General features: G+C 51.1%; 6 protein-coding genes. 2 read left to right on the top strand and 4 right to left on the bottom strand.

Annotated elements, in window-relative coordinates:
• Nucleotides 1-28: 28 nt before the first annotated feature.
• On the bottom strand, nucleotides 29-2,050 hold the full coding sequence (locus JIN82_RS13220) for a BCCT family transporter (RefSeq protein WP_343221746.1): 2,022 nt from the start codon (nucleotides 2,048-2,050) through the stop codon (nucleotides 29-31).
• A 798-nt stretch (nucleotides 2,051-2,848) separates the two neighbouring features.
• Between JIN82_RS13220 and JIN82_RS13215 the strand changes: the two genes are divergently transcribed.
• Nucleotides 2,849-9,439 carry an Ig-like domain-containing protein gene (locus tag JIN82_RS13215; protein ID WP_234042015.1) on the top strand — a complete coding sequence of 2,197 codons (6,591 nt, stop codon included), beginning with the start codon at nucleotides 2,849-2,851 and terminating at the stop codon, nucleotides 9,437-9,439.
• Nucleotides 9,440-9,764: 325 nt separating this feature from the next.
• Here JIN82_RS13215 and JIN82_RS13210 read toward each other — a convergent pair whose 3' ends face one another.
• Entirely contained in the window at nucleotides 9,765-11,219 is a 1,455-nt protein-coding gene (locus JIN82_RS13210) for a sulfatase-like hydrolase/transferase (RefSeq protein WP_200312128.1), read from the bottom strand.
• 238 nt (nucleotides 11,220-11,457) lie between these two features.
• On the opposite strand from JIN82_RS13210, the gene JIN82_RS13205 reads away from it, so the two are divergent.
• Nucleotides 11,458-11,976: a hypothetical protein gene (locus JIN82_RS13205; protein ID WP_200312127.1), complete on the top strand. Its 519-nt coding sequence runs from the start codon at nucleotides 11,458-11,460 to the stop codon at nucleotides 11,974-11,976.
• Between the two features lie 101 nt (nucleotides 11,977-12,077).
• Here JIN82_RS13205 and JIN82_RS13200 read toward each other — a convergent pair whose 3' ends face one another.
• Entirely contained in the window at nucleotides 12,078-14,600 is a 2,523-nt protein-coding gene (locus tag JIN82_RS13200) for an HzsA-related protein (RefSeq protein ID WP_234042014.1), read from the bottom strand.
• A gap of 192 nt (nucleotides 14,601-14,792) precedes the next feature.
• Nucleotides 14,793-16,307: a sulfatase family protein gene (locus tag JIN82_RS13195; RefSeq protein WP_200312125.1), complete on the bottom strand. Its 1,515-nt coding sequence runs from the start codon at nucleotides 16,305-16,307 to the stop codon at nucleotides 14,793-14,795.
• Between the last annotated feature and the right edge of the window lie 58 nt (nucleotides 16,308-16,365).

The following is a 16,365-nucleotide window of genomic DNA, read 5'->3' as shown; positions in this document are numbered from 1 at the left end:
CAATCCAGCCAGCGCACAGACCAATTCGTTAGGATTTATTTTCAGCGTCCTCACCTACCTGCTCGTCGTCGAGAATCTCTGAGCTGGCGAGATAGAGGAAGTGCAGGTGGCGTTCGTACTGGCTGATGAAGTCGGCAATGATTTGGTCTTCGTTGTAGCCGTAAACGTCGTATTGCTGGCCACCTTGGTGAAGGAATACCTCGGCGCGGTAGTAACCTTCGCGTGTCTCATCGGCATATACTGGCACAGCAAACTGACGCAGGCGGATGCCATAGGAGAAGTTTTCTACTTCATCTTTGATGACGACGAGGCGGACACGTTCGTCTTCTTCTAGCAATTTTGTAGCGAATCCATTAGATTCAAACTGTTTGACGAGTTTGCTCATGGCTGGGCGCACTTCTAGCTGGAGGAAATCTTGAGCTTCCTTATGAGATGGATTGACTAACAACGAATCCATACGCTCTTGCCAGCTGACGTTAGCCTTGGAGAATTGCACGGATGTATTGTGGCTCTGCACGCTGTTGATGAGCATGTAATCGTGTCGCAGCGCTTTGAATAGCGAGAAACAGAAGAGGATGATCACAAAGAGGAATGGGAAGGCGCTGGCAATCACTAGGGTTTGCAAGCTGGAGAGCCCACCAGCGTAGAGCAGTACGAGGGCGACGATGCCAATCATAGATGTCCAGAAGATGCGCTGCCAAGCAGGAGTATTGGTCTCTCCTCCCGCGGTGATGGTATCTATCACCAGCGCGCCAGAATCAGCTGAGGTGATGAAGAAGGTGGCGATCAAGATTAATGACAGGCCCGCTAACAGACCCGCTAGAGGTAGCTGCATGGACATAATTTCCACAACAGGAAGCTGCTGATAGAAAACAAAGATAGCTACAGCTACATTATCTCCAACGGCGGATGATAGGATATCATTACTCGCTCCAGCAATTTCATGCAGGGCAGTATTGCCAAAAATAGTCATCCACAAGAAAGTGAAGCCAGTAGGAATGAAGAGCACACCAACGATGAACTCACGGATCGTACGACCGCGTGATACACGGGCGATGAAGGTGCCTACAAATGGTGACCAAGCAATGAACCAGCCCCAGTAGAATAGTGTCCAGCCACCTAACCATGCTTCCTTTTTCTCGTAGGCGTACATGTTGAAGGTGCTACTAACGAGCTCGCTCATGTAGGTGCCGGTATTTTGCACGAGTGTCTGCAGCAGCATCTGAGTAGGGCCCATGAGTAAAACAATTACTAACAAGGCAACAGCTAGCAGCATGTTGATATTTGAGAGTCTTTTAATGCCAGCGTCTAAGCCAAGCACCACTGAGATGGTGGCTAGGCCGGTGACGATAACAATCAAGACCACCTGAGCGATGGTAGATTGCTCAAGACCAAAGAGGAAGTGCAGGCCAGCATTGAGCTGCTGCACACCAAAACCAAGTGAAGTAGCTACACCGAACAGGGTGCCGATAACCGCAAAGGTATCCACAGCGTGGCCGATAGGTCCGTAAATTTTCTCACCAATCAGCGGATAGAGCGCAGAACGCGGCAGCAGTGGTAAGTTATGACGATAGCTGAAATATGATAAGCTGAGCGCCACTACCGTGTAGATGCCCCAGGCGTGGAGGCCCCAGTGGAAGAAGGTAATGCGCAGTGCCTGCTCGGCGGCATTGATAGATTCCGGCGTGCCCACAGGAGGTGCTAGATAGTGCATCACTGGCTCGGCAACACCAAAGAACATCAGGCCGATGCCCATGCCAGCGGAGAACAACATGGCAAACCAGGATTTGTTGGAATAATCCGGCTCGGAGTGATCTGGGCCGAGCTTGATGTCGCCCAGGCGGCTAACCATGATAGAGAAGATGAAGATGAGGAAACTAGCCACACCTAACACATAGAGCCAGCTAACGTTGCCGGTGATCCATGATTGCATGGATTGGAATAGTTCCGCGCTACCCTCTGGCTGGAGGACGGAATAAATCACGGTTACTAATGTGATCAATAAGGAGCTGAAAAATACGGGTCGATTGATTGTGTCTTTGGATGTCATTACAGGTTTGTCTGCCTTGGGCGGACGGCTGTAATATACCACACTCTGCATAGATGACCCCGCGCCAATTGTGATAACTGACTCAATATCTGTTGATTGAAACGTTTACAAATCAACCGCCTAACGAGTTCATTCTGGTAGAAATGCGCAATCATGTGCATTTTTTATGCCCTTTATCAGCCAGCTTAAATAGCTATGCTTTAATATACCGCAGCGTTTTAATCACGCGCTTATATAGTCCAGCTGCCTTCCCCCTCTGCGGGCTGCTGGAGATCTCGCGGTGGTAAAATCTCGCCTGAGCGAGAAGATGATCCGCTAGAATCCAGCCAGCTATTATACTCATTTATATCACACTAAACAGCTGTATTAGTGATTTATTTACCCCTCTTGCCCCCCTTTTTTGGCAAGTCTCTGAGTTACAGTTTATTGACCATTTGGCGCAAAACTAACGATTTTACGTAATTACGGAAATGCTAGTCTTTGACTATTTTCACTGCGGCGAGGAACATGCGTTTGAGTGAATCCTGTACGACACATCAATAGATGTAAATGTTTGCAGGAAATGAAATCCTTACAATTTTATTGGATGTGAAAAAGCCATGATGGGTTTTTATCTCCACAAAGCCCATGAGATCGGGGAAAATAGCCTGATCTCCCTCACCATCGAAGTTTTGCATATGAAAACTACGTTTGTGAAGAAGAGCAACCTCAAACACAACAATGAAAAAACTTCACCTTCCTCACCCTAGAGAGAAATACAGCCCGCTTGGGCTGGCTGCGCTTAGCTCGCTGCTTTGTATGTCCTCTCTTTCAGCTACCGAGCTGCTGCAGAATGTAGGCTTTGAAGAACCGGCGCTTTCCAGCGGCGGCACCGCCATGAACACTAGTGGCGACTGGTTTGTTATTGGTAACTCTAACTATACGACAATTCAAAATGCTGGCTGGTCATCAGAATCTGGCAACCAAGGAGCGTGGCTGAAAGGCTGGATCACCAATCTGGATCAGACACTCTATCAGGATATCCCAGCCGTTGCCGGAGACCGCTATCATCTAGCACTCAGCTCAGCCTTTAATGCTAACGTGCTCGCCAATGGCACACAGATGGAAACGTCCATCGTCTGGTTAGACGCTAGCGGGCAGGAAATTTCCCGCCAGAATCTAGACGTAGATGCATTGGTTGTCGACACCAGCTGGCATCGCTACGAGCTTGAGGGCATTGCTCCAGCTGGCTGCGAAACCGTGCGTGTGCAAGTGCATTATACCACCGAGCCAACATTGGTCACCACTTCGCAGTCGTCTATCATAGTCGACAATGTATCACTAACAAAGGAGGATTTAAACCAGCCACTCAGCGCTACTGAAATGGGCAGCGGGTTGGTTGGCTACTGGCCATTTGATGGCGACTTGAACGACGCCGGACCCAGCCAGCTGAATGGCTCTGCGGTAGGTGGCGTGAGTTATACTAACGGCCCATTTGGCCAAGCAGTAAAGTTAGATGACGTAGCTGAAGCTATCGACCTAAATGCTGGCGATATCAGCTACCCGTGGACATTTTCAGCTTGGGTAAAACGCAGCGCTACAGGTGAGGCCATGGAAGTTCTATTTGACTCCGCTAACGGCTCAGTTCGCCTCAAACAAGATGGCATTGAAGAAATAGGCATTAGCAAGGCTGTTAGCGGTGATCTATCGCTAGAGAAAGCGATGCCAAGTGACCAGTGGGTTCACCTAGCCATGGTGGCTGGCGAACATACCACCTGTGTCTACGTCGACGGTTACGCCTACGGCACACCGCCATTTGCCTCAGCTTTCAGGGTGATGGACTTGCCACTAGACCGCATCGGTCAGCTAGCTGGAACCGCAGGCGTGCACGCCGAGCTCGACGAGCTAGCCGTGTGGAACCGCGAACTTAATGCTGCCGAAATTCGCCATCTCTATCTAAACGGACTGCAAGGAGAGACAACATCCCGCACTGCTAACGTGCTCAATGGTAGAGCGCTAGGCCTCAGCGGCCCCGGCATCAACCAGCAAAGCTATACCACCGTGGGTGAGAAGATTCTTGAATTTGACCTCAATGGCGTGGGCGACAGCGGCGAAGAAGGACGTGTTGTTTCTATCGGCTACCGTGATGGCTGGTTCTACTCAGACGGTCGCAAGCTAGCCAATACTGGCGGCATTTCCGTCTACGACTTCTCAGACATCACCAATCCAAGACGTGTTAGCCAGCACTACGACGTACACCGCCCTGAGCACCTCTACAGCGAGTACCTGATGCCCGATGGCCAAGACCTCTACATCAATGCCACCTATAACAATGAAGATAAATTCATCGATATCAGCCAGCTTCCTGCGGTGAGTCATGCCACGCCGCAGAACTTGGTAGCGCAAAGATCTCCAGACGTGAATGCCTTCTTCGACGGCCGCTACGCATACTACGGTCAGTACGGCTACCCACGCAGTCATGTGGCTGCTGAGATCTGGGACATGAAAACCGATACCAAGCTGGTAGATTTGGATTTTGAAAACCAGCTAGGATTCCGCGGCTGCATGACGGTGGTTGGCAACTTGATGTTAGTCACCGCCAGTAATACCGGCGACGGTGTGGCAGCCTACGATGTTTCTAACCCAGCCAACCCAGTACTGCTAGATCTCATCTACGGAGTAGGCAATGCCTACGAGCCAGCTGTGTACGGCGACAAACTCGTCATGCCAGGTAAAGATGCGGCGGGCAACAAACGCACAACGGTGGTGGATTTCTCAGATCCGAGCAACCTAACCGTCGTTGGTAGCTTTGTGGCCACAGGTCTCAACCACTACATCCAATTCCAAGACAACATCGGCTACATTGGCCGCGGCATGTATAACATGGACGACCTCAGCACCATCGCTACCTTTGATGTTGGAGCTGAATACATGGTTCCGATGGGCAATGTGGTTCTCTCTGTTGGAGGAAAAGGTCACGCCGCATTTTACGCTAGCTCAACCGAGCCCGATACTCGCGGCCCAGATGTTAGCTACTGCAACCCAGTGAACGGCGCTACTGGCCAGTCGGTAAAAAGCCGCATCGCCATCGTCATTCCAGAGAACCTCGATACCTCATCTATCACTCCGGAAAACTTCATCGTGCGTCCTGTGGGTGGACAAACTCTAGCAGGTTACTTCACCTACTCAGATAAAGACATCATCACCTTCACTCCTGACGAAGATCTAGCCGTTAGCACCACCTACGAAATTGTTGTCAGCCAAGGCGGCATCAAAGACGTCGTCGGCAATGGATTAGAAACCACCTTCACCTCAAGTTTCACCACCTCAGACTCAGCTATTGATAATAGCAACGCAGCTCCGCTGGTGACAGATTTCAATCTATCCACCTACCCGGTGAGCGCTGGCCAAAGTGTGACTCTATCGCCCTTCGCCATCGACTCCGAAGGTGAAGCGCTCGAGTACCAGCTGGTTCAAGACGGCGTCGCTGGTGCCTGGCAAAGTGCAGCCGACCTAACGACTAGCTTTTCTACTGACGGTCGCCATCAAATTTTGGTCAACGTGCGCGATGCCTCAGGCAATGTGTCTAGCTACAACTACACCATCACCGTGGGCTCCGTGCCAACTGGCGCCGCTCCGGCGAAAAGCAGTGGTCTAACGATCGATACTACGACCGCCACCATCTGGTCGGTCAACCCAGATAACAATACAGTCAGCGCCCTACTTGCGGATACCAATACCAAGGTTAAAGAAGTAGCCGTCGGCCAGAAGCCGGTCTCCGTCGCGACTAACAGCGTCGACGAAGTTTGGGTTACCTGTAAAGGAAACGATCAAATTGATATCATTACCACATCCAACAATAATCTATCTGAATCCATCAAACTAGATTACGGCAGCGCTCCATCTGGCATCACCTATCATGCTGGCAATGATAAGTTCTACGTTGCGCTGGAAGGTTCTGGTCAGTTGCTCGAGATTGATCCAGCTAGTAAAATCGTCACCCGTCAGCTAGAACTAAGCCGTGGCGCACGTGCGATTGCTATCGATGGCGACGGCAACAAAGCCTACGTCTCACAGTTTATTACAGAAGTGGAAACCGCGCATGTTTGGCAAGTCGACCTCACCAACATGAGCCTGACCACCACTATCAATCTGGCTAAAGATACCTCGATTGATGAATCCGCTAACGGCAGAGGCATCCTTAACTATCTAGCTGGATTATCTATCAATCCCGCTGGCGACGAACTGTGGGTCGCCGCCACAAAAGCCAATACCGATCGCGGAGAATTCCTCGAAGGTGGCAGTGGCCAGCCAGACTCACAAGCATTCCAAAATACCATTCGTGCGGTCACCGCCGTTGTCGAGCTCTCCAGCTCTAGCGAACTAGCTGGACGCCGATTTGACCACGATAACAAAGCCTTCCCAGCGGCAGTGGAGTTCTCACCACTCGGTGACTACGTCTTCATTGCTATGCGCGGAAATAACGAAGTGCTAATCTACGACATCCTCGACGGCACCATGGCGCTGCGTAAAACATTGCTCACCGAGCTCTCGCCAGATGCTTTGTTATACGACGCCACTTCCGGCAACTTGTTCGTGAAAAACTTCATGAGCCGCTCAGTGCAGTCATTTGATATTCAGCCATTCCTAGCCTATCAAGGAGCGACTAACGTCCAGCTGAATACCATCACTGTTAGCAATGAAACGCTCAGCGCGGAAGTCCTGCTAGGCAAACAAGTCTTCTACAATGCTAACGACGAACGCATGTCGCGCGATAGCTACCTCAGCTGTGCCTCTTGTCACGACGACGGTGGCCAAGACGGTCGCACCTACGACTTCACCGAGCGCGGCGAAGGCATACGTAACAACTCAACGCTCAACGGCAAACGCGGTACTGGCCATGGTCGCGTTCACTGGTCTGGTAACTTTGATGAAATCCAAGACTTCGAACACGACATTCGCGGACCATTCGGCGGCACTGGATTCCTAGCTGATAGTGATTTCAACACAGGCTCTCGCAACCAGCCACTCGGTGATAGTAAAGCTGGCCACAGCGTGGAGCTCGACGCTCTAGCAGCTTATGTCACTTCGCTCAAACATGAACCGCGCAGCCCAGCTCGCGAGGCTGACGGCTACATGACTGCATCCGCATACCTTGGCCAGAGACACTTTGCTGATCTCAACTGTGCGCAGTGCCACGGCGGTGCTGACTTTACTGACAGCGCTAGCCTAGTTCGCCACGATATCGGCACGATCAAGGTCAGCTCAGGTCAACGTCTATCAGGCCTATTAGACGGCATTGATACGCCTACGCTGAAAGGTCTAGCTGACACAGCTCCTTATCTCCATGATGGTTCAGCAGCTACTCTAGCTGAGGTATTTAATGCCACCAATGCACCAGACGGCAGCGCCCACGCAGTCGTCAGATCATTATCAGCTAGCGCCCAACAAGAATTGCTAGATTACATCATCCAGCTGGATAGCGCAGCCAGTGAAGCCCCTGGCACTCCGGGAGCTAACCTTGTTAGCAATGCACAATTTGATGTAGGCACCGACAGCAAGAACTTGGATGAAGCGTTTGACGTTCCAAGCTGGCGCCGAGTGACCGTTGGTGATGCAAACATCTGGTTAGAAGTTGCTACCCTAGATGGTATTGCCTCACGCTACATCGAGTCTCGTTGGCAAAATTCCTACATTTACCAAGACATCCCGGTGAATGCAGGCGACATCTACCAGCTCAGCACTGACTACTACAACAAAGGCGACAATAACAACAAGTGGGAGCCGACGCTCCAGCTGGAATGGTACGACGCCCTTGGTGGACTCATTGGTTCAACCATCATCGTGGACGAAGGTGACATTGCCAATGAAACACCGGGAATCTGGTACACCTTGCAGGGCAGCCACCAAGCACCAGCTAGTGCAGCCTTTGGCAGAGTCATTCTCCGCGTCGATAACAACGGCAGCAGTTCGGCTCAGCGCACGCTGTTTGACAATGTCTCCATGGTTGGCAACGCCGCACCTGTCGCGCTAGATGATACGGGCTATCTGGTAGATCAAGAAGACACCATCACCATCGATGTACTCGCTAACGATAGCGATGCAGATGGCGATACTCTATCGCTAGTTTCAGTTACTAACGGCACACGCGGCACAGCGGTGATTGATAATGGCAAAGTGACCTACACACCATCAGCTGGCCAGTCTGGCTCTGATAGTTTCACTTACACCCTCACTGATGGAAACCAAAACATCACCGCCAATGTCTCGCTAACTATCGAGATCTCTAACCTTCCACCAGTTGCTAATAACGACAGCCTGACCTTAATTGAAGGCAGCGATGCTCAGATTACACTGACAGGAAGCGACCCCGACGGTGACAACCTGAACTACAATATCACTGGCCAGCCAGCTAGCGGCCAGCTGAGCCAACAAGGCAGCTTAGTGACCTACACACCAAATGCAGGTTTCTACGGTACGGACAGCTTCAGCTTCACGGCTTCCGACGCTGAGTTTACCTCAGCCAGTGCCACCATCACGGTGACTGTAGAGCAAGATCTAACGCCAAAGCTAGCGCGCACAACACTCAGCAGTGTGGGCAATACTAACTGGACGCAAGTTGATCTCGGCACCTACTACCACTCAGCGGTGATCATTGCCACACCGATCTATCCAGATAGCACGACTCCTCCTGTAGTCACTCGTCTGCGAAATGTCTCTGGGTCAGGTTTTGAAATCCAAATCGATAGATTTGATGGTCTCACAGACTCGATCTCGCTAGACGTCTCCATTGTCGCCGTAGAAGCTGGTATTTACACACACGCAGCGCACGGCGTGACCATGGAAGCTGCGCGCATGACCTCTACGGTGACCGCTGAAAATAACAACTGGCTGGCTGAATCAGTAAGCTATAACAACAGCTACACCTCACCAGTAGTGCTTGGCCAAGTGATGAGTAACAATGACGACAGCCCATCAGTGTTCTGGTGTCATGGAAGCTCGCGCAATAACACACCTGATGCTAACAACCTCAACATCGGCAAACACGTTGGTGAAGACTCAGTCGTTAGCCGCGCTGACGAGACGATCGGTTACATCGTCATTGAGTCTGGCTCAGGCACCATTAATGGTGTGGCCTACGAGGCTGCTACTGGCGCCGACTCTATCAGACACTGGAGCAACAATGGCGATAACCCATACAGCTATAGCCTGAGTGGTGCGCTGAGTAACCCAAGTGTAGCCGCTCTATCAGGCGCGGCAATGGACGGCGCAGACGGCTACTGGCCAGTGCTGTTTGGTGCGAGCCCAATTTCCTCGAGCTCCCTCAACTTGGTGGCTGACGAAGACATGCTTGGTAATAGCGAGCGCAAGCACGCTACTGAGCAAGTTAACTACCTCGTTCTCGAATAGATTGACCCGCTGATAGAAATCAAATGCCGCTCAGAGCTTTCTCTGAGCGGCATTTTTTATCTCGTATTAGAGAGGCAAAAACATGGGCACGATGATTAGTACCACAAGAAATGAAATCACAGGTAGCCAGAGATGATCGCGCTTTTTCTCTATCAATAATGCCACTAGCAACAAAACACAGCTGACAGCATGGCAGAGCATCACACTGCCAGCGCTGCCAGTTGGAAGATGAAAAAGAAACCATAGCAGGTAGCCAATGGAAGCCAGCTGGACAATCCACGCCAGTCTGAGGCAACTGAATTGCGGGGCACTAACGGACATCATCTTATTTGTTATTTGGCCAGCTATACTCGCGCCCTTCGTTGAATGCTTTGACGTCGCGGCTACACGGCCACACTGGTTTCACCCACACGCCAATTTCGCGCTCAGCTGGAACGCCGATGGCGGTTTCTTTGCGCCACTGGTCTGAGTCTTTGAGCATCTGCTGGACGCGCTCTTGTTGCTCAGCTGAAGCCGATAGATCATTCGCTTCAGCTAGATCATCTGCTAGATTGTAGAGTTCTTCGCCGCCATCTTGGCGGATGAGCTTCCAATCACCACGACGCATCACAAGACGCTCGGTATGCATCCAGAAAAGGTCACGCTCAGCGAGCGGCTCTTGTTTGCTCACAGCTGGCCACAGGCTCACGCCATCCAGCGGATAATCATCATTGTATTCAATACCAGCGGCCTCTAGCACAGTGGGAAATAGATCCATAGTCAGCATCACTTCATCGCTAGTCTGGCTGGCTGACTCACCGCCTAACATACCCTTCCAATACATCAGCCCAGGCACTCGCAGCCCGCCTTCATACATGTTCACTTTGTGGCCACGGAACGGCCCATTGACTTTGGCGTGTCCCACGCCAATCGCCTCGCCACCATTGTCTGAGGTGAAGATGACTAAGGTATTTTCTTCTAACTCATATTTTTGCAGAGCAGCCATCATCATGTCCACACCACGGTCGATAGAGGTGACCATGTCGCTGTAGCGGCGCATGTATTCGTCGCGCGGGAATAGATGGTCAACTCGGTAGGCGTAGAAGCTATCCGTACGCAGTGGCTCGTCCTTAGGTCCCTGCATGGGAACGTGCACAGCAGCTAGCGGCACGTAGAGGAAAAATGGTTTTTCATGGTGCTCGTCGATAAAGTCAACCACGGCCTCATTGAGCAAGTCTTGAGCGTAACCTTCTTGGTTGCGCTCTTCATTTTTCACCCACCAATCGACTTTGCTCTCGGTATTGTGATGCGAGATGAAGTCGATATTGCCATCGAGAAATCCGGTGAACCAATCGAACCCTAACTTATCAGGCCGATACGCTGGGCCAGCGCCGAGGTGCCATTTGCCAAAAACGCCAGTGACATATCCAGCTGCTTTAAATTGTTTGGCTAATAATGGACTGGTATTAGGATCTAAGCCGTCATTTTCCTTCAGGCAGTAGTAATAGATATGATCGACACCAACACGCTGCTGGTAGCGGCCAGTCATCAAGGCAACACGCGTGGGCGTACAAACTGTGCTGTTGCTGTAGAAGTTCTCACACTTCACACCATTTTCAGCTAGTCTATCAAGTGTGGGGGTGGAGATGCCCTCGCCTCCAAAACAGCTCAAACCGGCGTAACCAAGGTCATCTGCTAAGATGATGATGACGTTAGGTTTTTCTCCAGCTGGACGCGCCTGCAGCGAGCCAGCTGAAATCACCGCAGCTGCGGCTAAACAAAGTCGATAGAAAAATTTCATGCCAGCTAAAGTGGAGCGTTTACCGGATCAGGTACAGATTAAAAAATAGTCATGTCTGCCAACCGTTAGGCACGATAAATGGCACACATCTTGTCACCTCCGCTTTCTAATTGACAACTAACCCCACCTATCAAAAATGCCCGTTCGCACTGCCAAGCTAACAAACTCACCCTGCTCTCCCACTAACATGGCCAGCTGACGAGAACTAACTTCACAACAAATTAACAATTAAAAAACCATGGCGAAATGCGACTACTGCGGGTCTTTCCTAATCTTCTCTGGCAAAAAAGACGGCAACTTGAAATTCTGTAACGATGAATGCCACGCCCATGGCTACGTCTTAAACGTCGCCGATCAGATTCCAGCTGACATCCTCTGCGAGAACGTCATTGAGGTTCACTCGGGCAGCTGCCCAAAATGTGGCAAAGCTGGCCCCGTCGATGTACACACATCACATTCTATCTGGTCAGCTTTTATTCTAAGTTCATGGAAAAGCAAACCTGACATCTGCTGCCACTCGTGTGGAATCAAAAACAAAATCGGCGGCATGTTATTTTCAGGCGTCTTTGGCTGGTGGGGATTTCCTTGGGGCATCATCATGACGCCTATCCAAGTGGGACGCAATTTTTTTGGTCTATTTCACAAACCAGATCCAGCCAGACCATCTAGCGAGTTAGAAAACATCGTCAAGGTGCACATGGCGCAGCACGCCATCGCTGCAGCCCAAGAGCAACATAACAAAACCCAAGCTGGCTAGTGCCAACTTGGGTTTCCATCATTGCCAGCCAGCTAGATATTTCCAGCTGGCTGGCTGCTACCATTCGACTAGCTAACTAGTGCTAACTAGTCGGCATGGTCTTATCTTTCTATCAAAGTTGCTTTCTCATTAAATTCTCCCTCAGCACGGTACCAGTGCTTCTGGAAGTAGAGTTCGTCCACTTCGTACGGGTCGATTTTATGTTTAGCCGGATCATATTCCTCAGGGATGATGCCGTAGTTTTTCATCTGTCTGAGGTATGAATGCAGCGGCACAAAGTCGTCGCGGTTGAATCGGCTGGTGCCATCGAGCTCTTGCTTAGCGCGCTCTACCATTTTCAAGATCAGCTGATAGGTTTCGCTATCATCAGACTCTATCACTGGTTTTCCATCCGCACTCACACAGATGCCTAGTCCACCTTGCTCTTTGCTCAGCGGAGCTTGTAGCATGAGTGATTTGTCTGGTCGGCTAAGGTTGAATACTTGGTGGTTAGAGCTGAATACCAGCTCGCGGTCTTGCCACTCCATGTCTCTCTTGATTGGTTTATCCACTCCGCCCCATGACCAATGAGGAATGCCTTTGTGGTCAGCTGGGTGCAGAGGCAGGCGACGGTTGTCCGTGTGGCAGCTCATGCAGTCTTGTCTGATCACTTTGCTCGCAGCGACACTTTCTGGCCAATCTCTCACTTGATTCAGCGAGGACATTCTACCGTGGTATTGCTCTGGCAGGCGGTCGTAGTTGCCAACGATGCCTGATCCCAGCGCCGCGTAGGTGCCAGGGAATGCAGAGCCGGTATCTAGCCAGCCACGGATGATGTCGATCTCAGTATCACTGAGTTTGACATCGTAGTGGTCGCCGGAAAGTTTCTTCATCAGCGGGCTAGCTCCTGAGCCAAATGAATATGGAGGCAGGCTGCCATTAGCGCGGTTTCTGTTGTCCACGGCTTCCTGCAGCACGGTGAGTGTGTGGTAGCTGTGAGTGAAAATTGGGCCGTCATCGCCGCTCAAGTTTACCCGACCATCCAGCTTATCTGGTGAGTGACATTCTACGCAGTGGCGGTCGAGGATGGGCTGGATGTCGCGTGGGAAATCGTAGATTTCTGGGCGATGTTCAGCCAGCTTGGGAATGCTAGCTTCACGCTTGAGCGCCATGGACATGGAGCCGTAGCTCGGTGGCGGCGTGCTAACACGATCTTCGTGGCAGCCGATACAGCTTTGTTTTTCACCCGGCATCACGGTGGTGAAGCTGAGCATACGCTGCACGCTGTTGCCTTCTTCATCGAGAGCTGCGAGAACGATTGGTCGCTTAGCTGGCACTTCAAAATGAGCGGAGCCATCTTCTTCTACTGGCACGGTGCCCAGAGTACGCATCAATGTGAAGGTACCAAAGAAGCTGATTGGTGGCTGGGTGCCGCCATGGTTGACTGGCTTGGGCAGGGTTTCCATGATCAATAGCTCACGAATGCTGCCTGGCTCGATGCCGTCCATGTTACGTCCTTCGTAGACGTTGCTCAGGATCATGGTGCCAGTTTCTTCAGCCGCATCGGTACGATCTGGGATGATGGATTCACGTGCACGCGGACGCACCGGTCTCGGTTCGTGAATTTTCAGCCCTTGCTGGATAAGCTGCTTAGGCAGATCAAATAATTTAGCCACTTCACCATCTGGCGTCATGGTAATGAGTGCGGTTTCTTGCGCCGCGATGTAGAGGTCTTTGCTGATCGGGTATGGATCTACGCAGACGACTTTATCATTCACCACCACTAATGACTCCTCGTGGTCGGGGCCTTTTTTGGCACTGACTCTGGCAACGTAACCTTTGTGGTCGCGCCAGCCGTGTTGTTTGGGAGAACGTGAAAATAGCACTTCATCTGAGCCCGGGATTGGCTTGCCATCAATGAAGACGAGGCCCGGGTGCATATTGCCAAAATACGCCTGCTGGCGAGTGCCATCTGGATGCATCGTCCACAGGTGGTGGAAGGTAAACTGGCTGCGATCTACGTACTCCCAGCGGGTATATAAAATCCGCCCGTCAGGCAGTACCCACGGGGTATTGTCTTGTTCGATGTTGGACGAAAGCACGTGGATGTTTTCACCATTTTCATCACAGCGGTGAATGGTAGCTGATGGAGTCGCCCAGCAGTTTACCCAGCGCTCAGAGCGGGTGGAAACAAAAACGATATCGCCATTGGGCAGGTAGCTTGGCTCGATGTCGTCATACTCACCTTTGGTGATTTGGCGCAGCTCTTTGCTGGCGATGTCGATTTCGTAGAGGTTGAAATACGGGCTGCCACCAGGACGGTAGGAAAAGAGGATTTTTTTGCCATCGTAGTGCATCTGCGGATCACGCACGCCGCCTTTTTCATCTTCCAGCAAGATATTCATCTCGCCAGAATCCACATCCAGAATGACCAGCTGGCCAAACTCGGTGTACGCTGGTGTATTTTCACTCTGCGCGTAATGGCCAAAGCTAGCGTAATAGTGAGCGTCGATAGACTGGTGGCGGGTAGCAAAAACAATCTGCTCCACCCCTTCGTCTAGCAGTTGCTGTTTGGCGTCTCCAGCGAGCAATGCTCCTGACGTGGCTAACCAGCCAAGAGCCAAACCGGCGAAATAAGAGCCCATTCTTTTTGGGCGCCTTGAGGATAAAAATTGATGAGGCATCATGACTGACTTTTCCATTCTATCTATACAATTGGTACGACAGAACATTATGCGCATATTCTGCTATTGGCAATGCACGAAATAACTTCATTGCTAGGACTGAAACTATTGAACGTTCGGCACATAGGTCTATTCTCTCTCTGTCACTTTGGTTTATTTTTTACTCTTACGCTTGCCGCCTTTTTTCTCAGCCTTTTTGGGATTCGCCAAAGCCGCTGCGTTAAATGCCTTCACGTCGGTACGCTGGCCTTTAGCGTAGTCGAAATTGCGGTTTGCTTGCGGTCTATTTGCAGGTGCCAATTCGCTATCCCAGGCATCAAATCTATCCTGCAATGACTGCGCTAGCTCAGGCATTTTCAGGTCCAAATCAATACGCTCTTCTTTATCTTTCACCATATCAAAGAGGCGGATTGTCTGTGGCCCGCGCTGGTCATTAAAGGCCAGCTTCATGTCACCCACGCGGATGGCGTAGTCATTGCCGCGGCGCCAGTAGAGAACTTCGTGCGGACGCTCGGTTTTCTCGCCTTTCAGGTATGGGAAAAGATCTTTGCCGTCGTAGCCAAATGGGGCTCCCTCACCCGGTGAGTCCACGCCAATGCGCGCGGTCACGGTAGCCGCCATGTCGAGGTTGATCACGGGGTATTCGTAGACCTTTCCCTGCGGCAGCTCTTTGGGGAAATGGATGATGTAGGGGATGCGAATACCGCCTTCGTAGGTGTCGCCCTTGTAGCCATTAAAAGGTCCAGGGCTGCTCATCACCGTATCGTTGCGCTCAGTGCGGGTGTACGGTTTCTTCACCCCTTGGCCAGCTGGAGTACCATTGTCTGACATGAAAAAGATAATCGTATTATCATAAACATTCTTCTCCTTCAGCTTATCGACAATTTGCCCCACACCATCATCCATGCACAAAGCCATGCCAGCTAGCACCTTGCGGTCTGGGTGGTGCACTTCCAAGTCATCCACCCTATCGAGATACGGCTGCGGCACCGTCCACGGTGAATGCACCGCATTGTACGCCACATAGAGGAAAAATGGTTTCTCATCGCCCGCATGACGGTCAAGGAAACCCAGTGATTCTTCGGTGAAAAGCTCCGTAAGGTAGCCATTTTTTTCCTGAATCGGCGGCTCCATCTCGGCATTCCGATAAATCGGACGCCAGCCAGGTTTGGCATGATTTGCATCCAAGCTCGAATGGTAATAATCATGACCACCGCCTAAAAACCCGTAGAAAAAGTCCACACCATTATCCGTAGGCATAGGCGTCTCACTGCCTACATGGATGCCCCACTTGCCCACCGCTCCCGTGGTATAACCATGTTCTTTGAGCGTCTTAAAAATCAACGGCTGCTCAGCATTCATCACGCCAGCTGCGCCATTGCCATATACCCCTAATTTCTGCTGATACACCCCGGTGAGCAAGCCGCTGCGCGATGGACCACAAACCGAGGCACTCGTATACCCTTGAGTAAAATGAACCCCACCCGCTGCCAAACTATCAATTGACGGTGTCTTGATGTCATCAAATCCATGATAACCAACATCTCCCCAGCCCATATCATCGACGTAAAATACCACTACATTTGGCGGGCTAGCTGCCGTGGCTAGCATTGCAGACAGGCCCATACTCGCCAGAGCCACCGGCATTTTCATAGTTAAGTTCATCATTTCAAATTATTTACTACCCTAAATACGCGCGCCAATCAATTAGTAGGACAACTCTTTC

The sequence above is a fragment of the Persicirhabdus sediminis genome (assembly GCF_016595495.1).
Classification (GTDB): Bacteria; Verrucomicrobiota; Verrucomicrobiia; order Verrucomicrobiales; family Akkermansiaceae; genus Persicirhabdus; species Persicirhabdus sediminis.
Note: the sequence above shows the minus strand (reverse complement) of the source record. Positions and strands in the feature narration are given on the sequence as shown.

Bases quoted from the DNA above. Each gene is read 5' to 3' on its own strand.
- JIN82_RS13220 (WP_343221746.1), bottom strand. From the start codon at position 2,050: ATGACATCCAAAGACACAATCAATCGACCCGTATTTTTCAGCTCCTTA.
- JIN82_RS13215 (WP_234042015.1), top strand. From the start codon at position 2,849: ATGTCCTCTCTTTCAGCTACCGAGCTGCTGCAGAATGTAGGCTTTGAA.
- JIN82_RS13210 (WP_200312128.1), bottom strand. From the start codon at position 11,219: ATGAAATTTTTCTATCGACTTTGTTTAGCCGCAGCTGCGGTGATTTCA.
- JIN82_RS13205 (WP_200312127.1), top strand. From the start codon at position 11,458: ATGGCGAAATGCGACTACTGCGGGTCTTTCCTAATCTTCTCTGGCAAA.
- JIN82_RS13200 (WP_234042014.1), bottom strand. From the start codon at position 14,600: ATGGGCTCTTATTTCGCCGGTTTGGCTCTTGGCTGGTTAGCCACGTCA.
- JIN82_RS13195 (WP_200312125.1), bottom strand. From the start codon at position 16,307: ATGATGAACTTAACTATGAAAATGCCGGTGGCTCTGGCGAGTATGGGC.